Below are 14,656 nucleotides of genomic sequence, written 5' to 3' on the forward strand. Positions count from 1 at the left end.
CAGTTTTCAAAGGTCAATCATTTCGTTTGTCGTTAACAGCGACTTTTACATCTTATCACTTCTTTCGAAGTGTGTCAACAACTTTTTTAAAATAATTTTTAACTCAATTTCCGTTTTGTGCTACCGTAGCAGCGACAAGTAATACTATACCAAGATAAAAAAGAATCGTCAACAGTTATTTTCATTTTTTTTATATCTTTTTAGAAATAAGGGAGGGTCTTCTTGCTGAATGCTAGAAGACCCTATCTATATTATCTTGTTGTATAATATCTGTGATATATATTTTTCCCTTTTGTTTCTTCTTCATAAATAAAGACAAGCTCTTTCTCAACAAGAAAATCTAACACAATTCCTAAGTCAATACTATAAGGAGCTATCTCTTCCTCTGTCATAAGCTGCTGAAATGTCCATGGTTCCTGTTTTTGCTTCATTACGGATAAAAGATGTTTTGAACCTAAATCAATACGCTGATTTAATAAAAACTCACTCGCTAAGAAAAGCAGTTCAAGACGTTTTTCAATTCCCTCTTTGCTTTCTACAAGCTCCTCGTACAATTTATAAACCTCAGGCTCAAGTTTCTTCACTTGACTCCATACCGTTACTTCTGGGTGAAATCCATGCTCTAGAACAGAAAGACGAGCTAAATGATGCAAAGCGTGAACCATATGATTAAAGGAATCTAAATGATTACCGCTTGTAAAAAACGCTTTTCCTTCTATAAACCGACGAATAAGCTTCGCGAACTCAATTCCTATTTTTTTATAACGGTCATGGTAAGGAAATTCATCAAGCTGCTTTTTTAAAGTTTCTAAGTACTCATTTCGATCAAAAAGGATTTGCCCATTAAAAATCCAGTCTACAACTCGACGATTGCTGCCGTTTGTTAACCAATCATAAAGCTGTTCCTCTGTTACAGTATAAAGGGCAGCAGTTGTATTGTGACGATGATAGTGTTTAATAAAAAGCGGAACTTCAGCTTTTTTAACAATTACAACGAGCAATGCATCTTGATTATCTGTCACAGGTAGACTTGACTTACTCTTTTCAATAAGCAAAACCCCTAATGTATCACGATTACTTGCTCTTTCCTGATAAATTGGGCGCAGTATATCTTCCATATCATAATTCCTCCAACATTTAAATTCCGTTTCACTTTGAAGGGAACTTCGGTATTCTTCTTCTTTCGACAGCCATTGTCGAAATCCTCTTCTATTAGACGATAATTCATGAGAAAAATGTGCCATTTCCTATGGTATGATAAGGAAAAGGGAGGGCTTTCATGGCTACTAAATATTCGAGTAAAATTAATAAAATTCGCACTTTCGCTTTAAGTCTTGTGTTTATTGGTTTTATCGTTATGTATGTGGGGATTTTCTTTAGAGAATCAATGCTACTAATGACCCTTTTTATGCTTCTTGGTCTTTTATGTATTGTTGGCAGCACTGTTGTTTATTTTTGGATTGGGATGCTTTCTACTAAAGCCGTCCAAGTTGTATGCCCTGAATGCAAAAAGTATACAAAAGTATTAGGTCGTGTAGACATGTGTATGTATTGTAGAGAGCCGCTTACACTTGATCCTGCCCTAGAAGGAAAAGAATTCAATGAGAAATATAATAGAAAGAAAAAAGAAAGCTGATCATTTCGTACGATCAGCTTTCGACTGTTTTTTTATCTTTTGCACATTCTGGACATGTTCCATATATCTCTAAACGATGATGACTAACTTCAAAATTTGTAATATGCGCAGCAAGCGCTTCTACTTCATTCAAAGCTGGGTAATGAAAATCAACAATTTTCCCACAATCATTACAAATAACATGATAATGCTGAGTTGTTACGTAATCAAATCGACTTGAAGAGTCGCCGTATGTTAATTCTTTAACGATTCCTGCTTCACGAAAAACGCGGAGATTGTTATAAACCGTTGCAACACTCATATTAGGAAACTTACCTTCTAATGCTTTGTAAATTTCATCTGCAGTAGGGTGAGACATAGAATTAATTAGGTACTCTAAAATCGCATGACGTTGCGGTGTAATCCGAACCCCAGTACCCTTAAGTACATCCAAAGCCTCTTTTAAATCGTCTGTTGTTGCCACCGCCATGCACCTCTCTTCTAAAAAAGTTCTTACTTTATAATGTTTATAATTAGTGTACATCCGCTAAGCTTGTTTTGTCAACTTCTGGCCTTTTGAAATCCATTGTTTCTCTTTCTATTTTATCCTACTTTTTCTTATTATACGACAAAAAAAGAGGCACAGAGCATTTCATGCTTTGTGCCTTCTACTATTATTTACCTGAGGAGGTATTCTTCATGTTTTTATTATATGAAGGAATCTCTCATTTGTTCATAGACAAATGCCGATTTTATAGAAGGTTTTCTCTATTTAAGCCTTTTAATTCTTCTAATACAAATTCGCCATCTTTACGAATTAAAACATCATCAAAGTAAATCTCGCCTCCGCCGTACTCAGGTCGCTGGATAAGAACCATATCCCAGTGAATTGCTGAACGGTTTCCGTTGTCCGCTTCTTCATAGGCTTCTCCCGGAGTAAAATGAAGACTTCCACCAATTTTCTCATCAAATAAAATATCTCCCATTGGCTCTTGAATAAGAGGGTGAACGCCAATGGCAAATTCTCCAACATAGCGAGATCCTTCGTCTGTATCTAAAATGTCATTCAGTTTCTCTGTTTTATCCGCTTCTGCTTTTACAATTTTTCCGCTTTCAAATGTAAGTGAGACATCTGTAAACGTTGTTCCACGGTATGGACAAGGTGTATTGAATGTAATCGTTCCATTAACAGAGTCTCTGATAGGAGCTGTAAAGACTTCCCCATCTGGCACATTTGCTTCTCCAGCACACATAATTGCTTCTATTCCTTTAATTGAAAAAGATAAATCAGTCCCTTTGCCAACTAATCGTACTCTATCCGTTCTTTCCATTAACTCTTTTAAAGGTTTCATTGCTTCATACATTTTACTGTAGTCAATTGTACAAACATCAAGTAGATAATCTTCAAAGCGTGATGTGCTCATACCTGCTTTTTGAGCGAGCGCTTTTGTTGGATAATTTAAAAGCGTCCATCTTCTATTGTTTATGTAAAATTGTTGAACAGGCTTCATTACCTCTCCACGAATTCGATGTTTCTCAGAAGGTACTTCCGCTAATTCTGCATCGTTCTCTTCTCCAATAACAGCAATAACACAGTCTACATCTTTATATTTTTGCATTTCCCAAGCAGCACTTGTTTCAAGCTGTGTTTTTTCATATCCCATTGCAATATGCTTTGAAATCTCATCATCTAAAATATCCACATAAGGGTAAGCACCAGCTTTATAAATCTCATCAATTAATTCTAGGACAAGTGGGCGTGCAATAAGATGTGCTTTAATTAATACCCTCTCTCCTTCTTTCACCTTAATAGAATGATGTGTGAGCAAACTTGCTAATGTGCTAATGCGTGAATCTCTCATCTTAAACTCCCCCTTTACGTTTCCATATTAATGTAACATACTTAGAATCGCTTGAAAAAGAAAAGCCCCCTAATGAGCAAGAGGGCGTTACTCATGAAGATATTGTTTTAGCAGAACTCGTCGTCTTCTCTATATAGGAACCATATTTCTTATTCCACTTTTTCACTGACAAAATCGCAATACTTATCGTTACAATTGATAACAAACCTAAACTCGGCCAAAAGTAAGGAGAAACATACCCCTGTTTATATGCTAGTCCAATTGGTGAGAACACAAGATAAAAAACAAATACAAATCCGATTAAAACAACAGAAGTAAATAAGGAGTATTTCCATGGTTTCATATCCACTTTAGGTCTTGGTGTGAACTTCCATGCTTCTTTCCTCGGTGATATTCGACTTATAGCAAGCATCATCACAATCTCTGTAAAGAACAAAATTCCATAAACATGAATGTAATTAATATTAATAGGAATACCAAACAATTGATTCATTCCCCAAATCAACATGTAGTATGTGATAACATGAAAAATAATAACCACTTTCGCAGCTACCGCAGGAACTTTTCGCGCAAAAATTCCAACAAGAACAACAGCAATGATCGGAATATTAAAGAAACCTGTAAAACGACGGATTAACTCCCAAAGGCCATCTGGAGCATACATTAACAAGGGGGCAATACAAAAGCTTGCAATTGCTAAAACACCGCTAAACCATTTGCTTAAATCTAAAAGTTTTCGATCAGACAAAGTTGGCTTTAATGGCTGAATAACATCTAGCGCAAACATTGTTGCTGCTGAGTTAATTAAGGCATTAAAGGTACTAAATACGGCACCGAGAAGCACAACAAGAAAGAATCCTTGTAAATACCAAGGTAGCGTATTAGCTACAAGCGTTGGAAAAGCAAGATCAACAGATTGCAATCCACCTCCATACATATGAAAGGCAATAACTCCTGGGACCATCATGAATATAGGAACAAGCAGTTTAAAAAAACCTGTATATAATACGCCTTTTTGTCCTTCTGCTAAATTAGCTGCACCAAGCGTACGCTGAATGGCATATTGATTTGTTCCCCAATAAAAAAGATTTGCCCAGATCATCCCGGTGAAAATCGTTAGAAACGGAACAGAGTCTGTACTTGATCCAACTGCATTAAGTTTTTCTGTATGATTTGTTGAAACAATATGAGCTCCCTCACCTATACTTCCATCTCCAAGCTGATAGAGACCAATAATCGGTATGAGTGTACATACAATAATAAGACCAATGCCAATAAATGTATCTGATACCGCAATAGCTTTCATTCCGCCAAATATCGCAAAAACAGCGCCAAGCAGGCCAATAATCCATACCATAACCCAGATAGACTGCGAATATGAGATATCAAGTAGAGCGGGAACATCAAACATTTTCAATACGGCAAGAGCCCCGGAGTATAGAGTAGAGGGAATGGTGACAAGCACATACCCAAGCATAAATAAAAGAACAACAAGGCGCCTTACTCCTTCATCATAGCGATCTCTCAGGAATTGAGGCAGCGTTGTAAAAGCTCCTCCAAGATAACGAGGAAGAAGAAGCAAAGCCATAATAACAATCGGAAAAACGGCTGTGACTTCCCATGCCATGTTCGTCATGTTTGTTCCATATGATTGACCGTTTAATCCAACCATTTGCTCTGCTGACAAGTTCGTTAGGATAAGAGCTCCAGCAATAAATCCTCCTGACATTCCTCTGCCAGCTAGAAAGTAACCTTCTGTAGTTGAATTTGATCCTTTTGTTTTCTTATACGTCCATATTCCTAAAAGGAGGACAAAAAATAGGCAAGACAATAAAGTAAATAACATATTTTGATTCTCCATATCTCCCCTGCTCCCTGTCGCTTAATTTTTAGTAGGTTTTACGTCGTCAGCAATCATAACTCCAAGAGAAGCTATAGCTTTTGTAGCTTGCTCTTCATGTTCTTCTAATTGTAGGTGCGGGAAAAGAAGTTCAGCTACACGGTACGATTCCTCTAAGTGCGGATATCCCGACAAAATAAATGTATCAATCCCTGCTTCTTCGTATTCCTTCATACGCTCTGCCACTGTTTTAGCATCTCCAACAAGCGCTGTACCAGCACCAGCCCGGACAAGACCTATTCCACTCCAAAGGTTAGGGCGAATTTCAAGGCCATTTCGATCTCCACTATAAAGAGCAAGCATACGACGTTGCCCCTCTGAATCATGACGCCCCATTTCTTGGCGGGCTTTTTCAATAAGCGCCTCATCAACATATTGAATAAGTTCATTTGCTGATTTCCATGCTTCATCTGCTGTCTCACGCACAATCATATGAAGTCGAATCCCAAACTTAACGGTTCTTCCTTGCTCCGCTGCTAGAGCTTTCACTTTTTCTACTTTTTCTCTCACATGTTCAACAGGCTCTCCCCAAGTTAAATAAACATCTGCAAACTTTGCAGCAATAGGAAGGGCTTTGCTTGATGATCCTCCAAAGTAAATCGGAGGATAAGGAGATTGAATAGGTGGATAAACAAGTCTACCTCCGTTAATTGTAATATGCTCTCCTGAAAAGTCTGATTTTCCGTCTCTCATTAAAGATGTCCAAATATGTAGAAACTCTCGTGTTAGTTCATATCGCTCTTCATGCTTCACTTGAAGCGCATCTCCAATTTGTTCAGAAGGATTTCCGCCTGACACAATGTTAATTAAAAGACGACCGTTCGAAAATCGATCAAATGTCGCAGCCATCCGGGCTGCAACTGCTGGCGACATAAGGCCTGGTCTCAAAGCAACTAAAAATTTCATCCTCGATGTTTCACTGAGCAAAGAAGAGGCTGTTACCCATGCATCTTCACAAGACCTCCCCGTTGGCAGCAATGCTCCATGATAGCCAAGTGTATCAATAGCTCGCGCAAGCTGTTTTAAATAATCAAAGCTCGTCTCACGGCCACCTTTTGATGTTCCTAAATAGCGACCGTCTCCTGATGTTGGAATGAACCAAAACACTTTCATCTCCCTATTTCCTCCCTACCTCTTTGTTTATAGAAAACAAGAAAGCTCATTCTTAATATGCAAAATGGATGCAGATGAAGAAGTGAGCTTTAGCATTGATGAAGATGTATTAACGAAATATTATCACTATTCAAACTATATATCAATTTCAAACGTGTTTAAAAAAAAATAAAAACCACTGATTCACAGTGGTTTTTATTTTTTATTGCTCTTTAATAAATTGAAGGGCTTCTTCAACATGACCTGCAACACGAACTTTGCGCCATTCTTTTAAAAGCTCCCCCTCTTTATTAATAACAAACGTAGATCGTTCAATTCCCATATATTCTTTACCAAAGTTTTTCTTTAACTTCCATACGTCATAAAGTTCAGCAACTTTATGTTCCTCATCTGCTAGAAGTAAAAATGGAAGATCATGCTTATCAATAAATTTCTGATGACGTGCAACCGGATCAGGACTAATACCTAAAATTACAGCATCAAGCTCTTTAAAACTTTCATGCTGATCGCGGAAATCACAAGCTTCTGTTGTACATCCTGGAGTCATATCTTTTGGATAAAAATAAAGAACAACGAATTTCCCTTCAAAATCAGAAAGCTTAACTTCTTCTCCAGTATTTGAAGGTAGTGAAAACTCAGGTGCTTTTTCTCCTAAATTTAATGTCATAAAAAAAGACCTCCTAAACTTATTTTTTATACTATAGCATACTTCAGTTAGTTTCCTGCTCCTCTATATCTTTTTACACCTGTATTCCATAAAACAATAGACAAAATAAAGAAAGCTAAGCCAACAACAGGCGTTAAAAACGAATACCAATACCATTCTTCTCGTTTTAAGAAGTATGCAGCAGGATAAACACCAACAAATGCAAACGGCAAAATCCATGTAAGTATGTAACGGATAACGTTGTTATAAATATCTACAGGATAACGTCCATAGTTTCCGATATTATACATTGTTGGCATAATAGAGGTTCTAGCATCAGACCAGAAGCCAATTGTAGCTAGTGAAATAAAGATACCTCCATAAACAAGAGCTCCCCCAATGACAAATAGCAGAAATATAAATGGATCATACCAATGAAACGGAAGATCAAGAAGCGATCCTGCATAAATCATAACCGCTAAACCTGTTACGGCTCCAAAGAGAGATTCCAGTTCAATGCGTTCTAATATAACTTGAAAAAGGCTATGGATAGGTCTCGTTAAAATCCGATCCATTTCTCCTTTTACAATGTATCGTTCATTGAAGTCCCAAATGTTAAAAAAGGTAGAGAAAATAGCAAATGGGACAAGGAAAAATCCGTATATAAAAATAATTTCATCTCGTGACCAGCCATGTAAAAGCTGTGTATGACCAAACACAACGAGAATAAATACTAAGTTAACGGTTTGAAACAACAAGTCAGATAAAATTTCAACTAACAAATCCGAGCGATATTGAAGCCTTGTTTTCATATATTGACCGATATATTGAAAAAATATTGAGAAGTAAAACATTTTTCTCTACCCTCCTTGAATGACGAGACGCTTACGAGCGACCCACCATATTAAAGAAATTGGAATTAATAAAACAACGGACCAAAGCGCCTGAAATAGCAATCCTTGATAAACGTCTGCACCTTTGAATCCATTCGTGAAAATCATGCTCGGAATATAGCTAATCCCTTGAAAAGGCAAGTACCCCATAATATTTTGTGCCCAAATAGGATAAAAGCTGATTGGTAAAAGCAATCCTGAAAATAAGTCGATAACAACTCGTTTTGCTCGAATTAATCCATCGTTGTTAAATAAAAAGAACGTGGTAATTCCAGTAAGCAAGTTAATTTGCATATTAATAAAAAAGCTAAATACGAGTGAAAGCAAGAAAAGTCCCCATGTTACTGGACTCGCTGAAAATTCAATTGGAAAGATAAAATAAACGATAATAAGACCTGGAATAGAAAAGAAGAAAAAGCGAAAAAGACCTTCACCAAGCCCTTGCATTGTTTTCATACCAAGATAACTATATGGACGAATAAGTTCTACTGCTACTTTTCCTTCCTTAATCTCTGTTGCCATCTCGCGATCAATATTATTAAAATAGAAAGCTCTAGCCATCCATGAAACAGCTACGTATGTTACCATCTGCGTAATCGATAACCCTTCAATATTTCCTTTTCCACCATAAATCGCAGACCAAAGAAAATAATAGGCACCAATATTGATTCCATAAATTAAAATTCCGCTATAGTAGTTTGTTCTGTAAGCAAGCATCATCAAAAAGCGGATGCGAATCATTTCAATATACTTATCCACTCACAACACCTTCTTCATAAATGTTGCGAATAATTTCTTCTGTAGAGATTTTTTCAATGCTCATATCTTGAATTCGGTATGCCCCAACTGTTCTACCAATGAGCTCTGACATAATATCTTGATCTGTACCAACATGGGCAACATATACGTCTGGGTGATCACCACTAAACCAAGATACATCAAGATCTTTCGTTAGTTTAATTAAGTCAGCGTGAAGCGGTGGGATTTTAAATTGGAACGAAATTTGCTTTTGCTCGCCCCAGTTTGTACGTAGCTTGTCTAGAAGACCATCATAAATGACTTTTCCTTCATCAAGCATAATAACGCGCTCACAAAGCGCTTCAATGTCAGCTAAATCATGAGTGGTAAGCAAAATCGTTGTTTTATGTTTTTCATTAATTTCTTTAAGAAACTTACGAATCTTTAGTTTTACAAGTACGTCTAATCCAATTGTTGGTTCATCCAAAAAGAGCAATGGCGGATTGTGAATAAGTGCAGCTGCAAGCTCACATCGCATACGTTGACCAAGGGAAAGCTTTCGGACTGGCTTGTCTAAAAGTGGTCCAATATCAAGTGTTTCAATAACATGGTTCATATGCTCGTTATAATCTTCGTCAGATACTTTGTATACTTTTTTCAAGAGACGAAAAGATTCCTGAACCGCAATGTCCCACCAAAGCTGCGAACGCTGCCCAAATACAACTCCAATCGTTTGAGCAAATTTCTCTCTTTCTTTATGTGGATTCATTCCATTTACACGCACATGGCCGCTTGTTGGGGTTAAGATGCCTGTTAGCATTTTTATTGTTGTTGACTTCCCTGCGCCGTTTTCTCCAATATAACCAACCATCTCTCCTTGCTTGATTGAAATTGATACGTTATCAACAGCAGGAACAATCTTATATTGACGAGTAAAAAGATCTCGAAAAGCTCCTTTTAATCCTGAACGATTTGCGTATGCTTTAAATTCTTTACGCAATCCTTTTACTTCAATAATTTCCTTCATCTTCACTCCTCCATCTCTTTTTACTATTTACCATACGTTAGTGTAACCAATAAGACGCATCTACACAAATGGTAAGATTGCTCCCTCTAGTACATAAAGGCAAAAGTTTGCTAGAATAGAAGAAGAAACTTTAATGCTCTAGGAGGCATCATTTATGAGATTTACAAATTCTGAAAAATTACATAGCGAAGCACTTGAACATATTGTTGGGGGCGTAAATAGTCCTTCTCGCTCATATAAAGGAGTTGGTGGCGGTACCCCCGTTGCTATGAAGCGCGGACAAGGCGCTTACTTTTGGGATGTTGATGACAATCAATACATTGACTACCTTGCAGCGTACGGACCGATTATAACAGGTCATGCACATCCGCATATTACAAAAGCTATTACAGAAGCTGCTGAAAATGGCGTTTTATATGGAACACCAACAGCACATGAAGTAAAATTTGCGAAAATGTTAAAAGATGCGATGCCGAATTTAGATAAAGTACGCTTCGTGAACTCTGGAACAGAAGCCGTAATGACGACAATTCGCGTTGCTCGTGCTTATACTGGACGTGACAAAATCATTAAATTTGCTGGCTGCTATCACGGTCACTCTGACCTTGTCCTTGTTGCAGCGGGTTCTGGTCCTTCAACACTTGGAACACCTGATTCTGCCGGAGTTCCAAAAAGTATTGCAAAAGAAGTTATTACTGTTCCATTTAACGATATTGAACCGTTTAAAGAAGCTCTTGCAAAATGGGGAGACGAAATTGCGGGTGTTCTCGTAGAACCGATTGTTGGGAACTTTGGAATTGTAGAACCAAAAGAAGGCTTCCTACAAGCTGTAAATGATCTTGCTCATGAAGCTGGAGCGCTTGTTATTTATGATGAAGTTATCACAGCATTCCGCTTTATGTATGGAGGAGCTCAAGATTTACTTGGAGTCAAACCAGACTTAACTGCTCTAGGAAAAATTATTGGAGGCGGACTTCCAATCGGAGCTTATGGCGGTCGTCAAGATATTATGGAAAAAGTAGCACCGCTTGGACCTGCTTATCAAGCAGGCACAATGGCAGGTAATCCAGCTTCTATTCTTTCTGGAATTGCTTGTCTAGAAGTATTGCAAGAAGAAGGCGTCTACGAACGTCTTGATCAATTAGGTGAGATGCTTGAAGAAGGAATTGCCGCCCATGCTAAAACATACAATGTTCCTATTACGATCAACCGTTTAAAAGGTGCTTTTACAGTGTACTTCACAAATGAAACTGTAGTGAACTATGAACAAGCTGAAAATACAGACGGAGAGATGTTTGCAAAATTCTTTAAGCTTATGCTAAACGAAGGCATTAATCTTGCTCCTTCTAAATATGAAGCTTGGTTTTTAACAATAGCTCATACAGAAGAAGATATTACAAAAACGTTAATAGCGGTTGAAAAAGCTTTCAGTCAACTGTAAGTAACTAACCAAAAACACCTCTAGAAACCTTTCTAGAGGTGTTTTTTTATCATCGTCTAAAAATGGAGTTTTTTGTTGAAGATTTTCTCTTGATATCCTCTCCTAAACCTTGTATAGTAGGTTATTGTTTAGCAATTACTAAAAGAAAAAATTATTTTCTAAAAGCTATAGAGCACTCCTTCTTCTCTATTTAGCAAGGAAACGCTGGCTGTTTATTAAAGATAATAAAAGTCAGACTTTCTTTTTTTACCAAATGATTTATAATGTGGTTTCAGAGAAAAACTTTATTACGAAGGGAATGTCATTAACTCTCACCATGAAACTTGGTGCTCGTATTTTCAAAACAGGAATTGCAATTACACTTGCCTTATTTTTAGCAGAGCTGCTTGGACTATCAGCGCCTGCATTTGCAGGGATTGCAGCTATATTTGCGATTCAGCCATCTATTTATCGCTCTTATTTAACGGTTTTAGATCAGCTTCAAGGAAACATTATTGGAGCTTTAGTAGCGGTTATCTTTTCTCTTACACTAGGGAATCATCCCGTTGTAATTGGATTGACGGCTATTCTAGTTATTACAATCAACTTGCGTCTAAAATCCCAAAATATTATTCCGCTTTCTCTAGTAACAGTTATTGCGATTATGGAAAGCACAACGATTGAATCAACAGATTATGCTTTGCTTAGATTTAGTACTGTTATGCTTGGAGTATTATCAGCCTTTATCGTAAATTTTATTTTTCTACCACCTAAATATGAGACAAAACTTTATTATAAGTTGACACACATAACAGAAGACATTATTAAATGGATTCGAATGACCTTAAGAGAAGCTTCCGCATATACACTGTTGAAAGAAGATATTGAAAAAATTGATGATCGCCTTAAACAAACTGAACAAACGTTTGATTTTTATAAAGAAGAACGAAAATACTCTAAGAAAAATGCTCATGTAAAATCTCGTAAACTTGTTTTATTTCGCCAAATGTTGCTTACAACAAAAAGATCATTAACAACACTACGTTTGCTGCATAGACTTGGCAATGATATTCATCACATGCCAGAGAAGTTTCAAACAGTGTTAAAAGAGCAAATAGAGTACATTTTAAGCTACCATGAACAAACTCTGTTAAAATTTATTGGAAAAGTTCGTGCTCAGCAGCCGCATAAAGCAATTGACCCTTCTTGTACAGGAAAACGTGGACTTATTGATACATTTATGAAATATAAGCTTCTTGAAGATGAAGATGAAAATAAAATGCTGTATAATCTTTTCCCGCTCATTGCTTCTATCATTGAATATGGAGAAGAAGTTGAACACCTTGATTTACTTATCGATAGTTTTCAAAGCTATCATACAACAGAAAACTCTTTTGAGATTAGCGGTGAAGAAGAAACTTAAAAAGCACGTGTCAGTTGACACGTGCTTTTTTAGTTTTTCATTCTTGGATCAAGAGCATCTCGTAATCCATCTCCAAGTAAATTGAACCCTAAAACAACAAGCATGATAGCTATCCCTGGAAAAATCATTGTCCAAGGAGCTTGAATTAAGTATTGCTTAGAATCTGCTAGCATCCTCCCCCATTCCGCGTTCGGAGGCTGTGCCCCAAGCCCTAAAAAGCCAAGCGCAGCTGCCTCAATAATAGCTGTTGCAACTGCAAGCGTTCCTTGTACAATAATAGGCGTAATGCTATTTGGCAGCACATGATGAAATAAAATGCGGTGATCTGACATACCAATCGCTTTCGCTGCTAAAATATATTCTTCTTCTTTAACACTTAACACTCTTGAACGAATTAACCTACCAAAGTTCGGGATATTAATGACAGCAATGGCAATTAACGCATTTTGTAAAGATGGACCAAGGACTGCTACAATTCCAATAGCTAATAAAATACTTGGAAAAGCAAGTAAAATATCAAATATCCTTGAGATGATAGCGTCTGCAATTCTTCCATAATAACCTGCTATAATCCCAAGAAAGCTCCCGATAATAATAGAGCCCATTACAGAAAAAAAGCCAACCCAAAGTGATGTTTTTGCTCCGTGCAGTACGCGTGAAAATACATCCCGCCCAAAATCATCTGTTCCAAACCAATGCTCACTTGAAGGGGCCTGGAGTCGTTCTTGCAATTTTTGCTCATTTACCCCTTCAGGAGCAATAACAGGAGCAAATATCGCTAAGAGAATAAAAAACAGAACAATTGTGCCTCCTACTAAAGCAAGTTTATTTTTCTTGAAACTGCGCCACCCTTCTCGAAAAGAAGAAGATGTTTCTTCTACAATAGGAGGTTCAGGTGGTAAAAGGTTATTTTTCATTAATTCTGCCATTTGTTGATCCTCCTTTATTTGTGATATTTAATCCTTGGATCAATAACTGTATACAGCAAATCAACGATTAAATTTATACATACAAAGAGGAGAGCAATAATAAGAATTCCAGATTGAATCACAGGATAATCACGATATCCAATTGCTTCATAAATATAACGTCCAATCCCAGGCCAGCTAAAAATTGTTTCTGTTAAAATAGCTCCTCCAAGCAACACTCCAAACTGTAAACCAATTACCGTAAGAATCGGAATCACGGCATTTTTTAAAGAATGTCGATAAACAACCCAAAACATGCGGAGTCCTTTTGCTCTTGCAGTTCGAATAAAATCAGAGCGCATAACTTCAAGCATACTTGAACGTGTAATACGAGCAATAATAGCCATCGGAATTGTTGCAAGCGCAACGCTCGGTAACGCTAAGTGTTTTATAACAATAGCAAATTGATCCCATTTTCCTTGAACAAGAGTATCAATTATGTATAACCCTGTTATGGAGTCAATTGGGTTTCGAATATCTTCACGACCTGCAGTAGGCAATAGATCCCACTGAATTGCAAACAACCATTGTTCCATCAAACCAAGCCAAAAGATTGGCATTGATACGCCGATAAGAGCAAGAAGCATTGCGATATAATCAAACCAAGAATTTTGAAACCAAGCACTAATAATTCCTGCATTTACCCCAACAACAATAGCAATAATAATGGCCACAAGAGATAGCTCTAGTGTTGCTGTTAGATATGGCCAAAGCTCTTCACTAATCGGGTTTTTAGTCCGTAATGACTCTCCTAAATCACCTGTTAAAAGATTTCCGATATAGTGAAAGTACTGAGTATACCATGGCTCATTTAAACCAAGCTCCTTCGTTAAGGAATCGATAGCTTCTTTTGTAGCAAGCTGTCCTAAAATAACTTGAGCAGGATTTCCTGGAATAGCTCGGATCATAAAAAAGACAATAAGAGATAGTCCAACTAGGACTGGAACAAGCATTAATAAACGTCGAATAATATACGTAATCACTTTACTTCTTCTCCTCCCTCTTAAATTTCAAAAAGGGAGTAAATAAATTTACTCCCTTTTTAAATTGT

At 37.1% G+C, this 14,656-nt stretch carries 14 protein-coding genes; 3 read left to right on the plus strand and 11 right to left on the minus strand.

Features of this window, described 5'->3' with window-relative positions; translation table 11 throughout:
- Window positions 1–251: 251 nt before the first annotated feature.
- Window positions 252–1,118, minus strand: coding sequence for a nucleotidyltransferase-like protein (locus tag MOC86_RS19125; RefSeq protein WP_268585584.1), 867 nt, complete (start codon window positions 1,116–1,118; stop codon window positions 252–254).
- 161 nt (window positions 1,119–1,279) lie between these two features.
- On the opposite strand from MOC86_RS19125, the gene MOC86_RS19130 reads away from it, so the two are divergent.
- Window positions 1,280–1,636: a YgzB family protein gene (locus MOC86_RS19130; protein WP_268585585.1), complete on the plus strand. Its 357-nt coding sequence runs from the start codon at window positions 1,280–1,282 to the stop codon at window positions 1,634–1,636.
- A gap of 13 nt (window positions 1,637–1,649) precedes the next feature.
- Here the strand turns inward: MOC86_RS19130 and perR are convergent, their stop codons facing one another.
- The 8 genes from perR to MOC86_RS19170 form a co-directional block, all read right to left on the minus strand.
- A complete protein-coding gene (gene perR, locus MOC86_RS19135) occupies window positions 1,650–2,105 on the minus strand; it encodes a peroxide-responsive transcriptional repressor PerR (RefSeq protein ID WP_019390631.1) in 456 nt (151 codons plus the stop codon).
- 262 nt (window positions 2,106–2,367) lie between these two features.
- A complete protein-coding gene (locus MOC86_RS19140; RefSeq protein WP_268585586.1) occupies window positions 2,368–3,477 on the minus strand; it encodes an aminopeptidase in 1,110 nt (369 codons plus the stop codon).
- A 91-nt stretch (window positions 3,478–3,568) separates the two neighbouring features.
- Window positions 3,569–5,338: a solute:sodium symporter family transporter gene (locus MOC86_RS19145; protein ID WP_268585587.1), complete on the minus strand. Its 1,770-nt coding sequence runs from the start codon at window positions 5,336–5,338 to the stop codon at window positions 3,569–3,571.
- A 21-nt stretch (window positions 5,339–5,359) separates the two neighbouring features.
- A complete protein-coding gene (ssuD, locus tag MOC86_RS19150; protein WP_268585588.1) occupies window positions 5,360–6,490 on the minus strand; it encodes an FMNH2-dependent alkanesulfonate monooxygenase in 1,131 nt (376 codons plus the stop codon).
- Between the two features lie 202 nt (window positions 6,491–6,692).
- Window positions 6,693–7,157, minus strand: coding sequence for a thioredoxin-dependent thiol peroxidase (gene bcp / locus MOC86_RS19155; protein ID WP_040060639.1), 465 nt, complete (start codon window positions 7,155–7,157; stop codon window positions 6,693–6,695).
- Between the two features lie 47 nt (window positions 7,158–7,204).
- Window positions 7,205–7,990, minus strand: a complete 786-nt coding sequence (locus tag MOC86_RS19160) for an ABC transporter permease (RefSeq protein ID WP_268585589.1) — start codon at window positions 7,988–7,990, stop codon at window positions 7,205–7,207.
- 6 nt (window positions 7,991–7,996) lie between these two features.
- On the minus strand, window positions 7,997–8,788 hold the full coding sequence (locus MOC86_RS19165) for an ABC transporter permease (RefSeq protein ID WP_268585590.1): 792 nt from the start codon (window positions 8,786–8,788) through the stop codon (window positions 7,997–7,999).
- Entirely contained in the window at window positions 8,781–9,794 is a 1,014-nt protein-coding gene (locus MOC86_RS19170) for an ABC transporter ATP-binding protein (protein ID WP_268585591.1), read from the minus strand. Before MOC86_RS19170 ends, MOC86_RS19165 begins: the two co-directional genes overlap by 8 nt.
- Before the next feature lie 154 nt (window positions 9,795–9,948).
- On the opposite strand from MOC86_RS19170, the gene MOC86_RS19175 reads away from it, so the two are divergent.
- Window positions 9,949–11,235 (plus strand): glutamate-1-semialdehyde 2,1-aminomutase, encoded by a 1,287-nt coding sequence (locus MOC86_RS19175; RefSeq protein ID WP_268585592.1) that lies wholly within the window; start codon window positions 9,949–9,951, stop codon window positions 11,233–11,235.
- A gap of 316 nt (window positions 11,236–11,551) precedes the next feature.
- Window positions 11,552–12,637: an FUSC family protein gene (locus tag MOC86_RS19180; protein ID WP_268585709.1), complete on the plus strand. Its 1,086-nt coding sequence runs from the start codon at window positions 11,552–11,554 to the stop codon at window positions 12,635–12,637.
- 29 nt (window positions 12,638–12,666) lie between these two features.
- On the opposite strand, the gene nikC is transcribed toward MOC86_RS19180, so the two are convergent.
- Window positions 12,667–13,566: a nickel transporter permease gene (gene nikC / locus MOC86_RS19185; RefSeq protein ID WP_268585593.1), complete on the minus strand. Its 900-nt coding sequence runs from the start codon at window positions 13,564–13,566 to the stop codon at window positions 12,667–12,669.
- Between the two features lie 14 nt (window positions 13,567–13,580).
- The gene (locus MOC86_RS19190) at window positions 13,581–14,588 is read right to left on the minus strand and encodes an ABC transporter permease (RefSeq protein WP_268585594.1); all 1,008 of its coding nucleotides are present in this window, start codon (window positions 14,586–14,588) and stop codon (window positions 13,581–13,583) included.
- Window positions 14,589–14,656: the final 68 nt, after the last annotated feature.

The sequence above is a fragment of the Priestia endophytica genome (genome assembly GCF_026790145.1).
In the GTDB taxonomy this organism is placed as follows: domain Bacteria; phylum Bacillota; class Bacilli; order Bacillales; family Bacillaceae_H; genus Bacillus_I; species Bacillus_I endophytica_A.

Excerpts from the sequence above, each read along its gene's own strand:
- MOC86_RS19125 (WP_268585584.1), bottom strand. The coding sequence starts at position 1,118 with ATGGAAGATATACTGCGCCCAATTTATCAGGAAAGAGCAAGTAATCGT.
- MOC86_RS19130 (WP_268585585.1), top strand. The coding sequence starts at position 1,280 with ATGGCTACTAAATATTCGAGTAAAATTAATAAAATTCGCACTTTCGCT.
- perR (WP_019390631.1), bottom strand. The coding sequence starts at position 2,105 with ATGGCGGTGGCAACAACAGACGATTTAAAAGAGGCTTTGGATGTACTT.
- MOC86_RS19140 (WP_268585586.1), bottom strand. The coding sequence starts at position 3,477 with ATGAGAGATTCACGCATTAGCACATTAGCAAGTTTGCTCACACATCAT.
- MOC86_RS19145 (WP_268585587.1), bottom strand. The coding sequence starts at position 5,338 with ATGGAGAATCAAAATATGTTATTTACTTTATTGTCTTGCCTATTTTTT.
- ssuD (WP_268585588.1), bottom strand. The coding sequence starts at position 6,490 with ATGAAAGTGTTTTGGTTCATTCCAACATCAGGAGACGGTCGCTATTTA.
- bcp (WP_040060639.1), bottom strand. The coding sequence starts at position 7,157 with ATGACATTAAATTTAGGAGAAAAAGCACCTGAGTTTTCACTACCTTCA.
- MOC86_RS19160 (WP_268585589.1), bottom strand. The coding sequence starts at position 7,990 with ATGTTTTACTTCTCAATATTTTTTCAATATATCGGTCAATATATGAAA.
- MOC86_RS19170 (WP_268585591.1), bottom strand. The coding sequence starts at position 9,794 with ATGAAGGAAATTATTGAAGTAAAAGGATTGCGTAAAGAATTTAAAGCA.
- MOC86_RS19175 (WP_268585592.1), top strand. The coding sequence starts at position 9,949 with ATGAGATTTACAAATTCTGAAAAATTACATAGCGAAGCACTTGAACAT.
- MOC86_RS19180 (WP_268585709.1), top strand. The coding sequence starts at position 11,552 with ATGAAACTTGGTGCTCGTATTTTCAAAACAGGAATTGCAATTACACTT.
- nikC (WP_268585593.1), bottom strand. The coding sequence starts at position 13,566 with ATGGCAGAATTAATGAAAAATAACCTTTTACCACCTGAACCTCCTATT.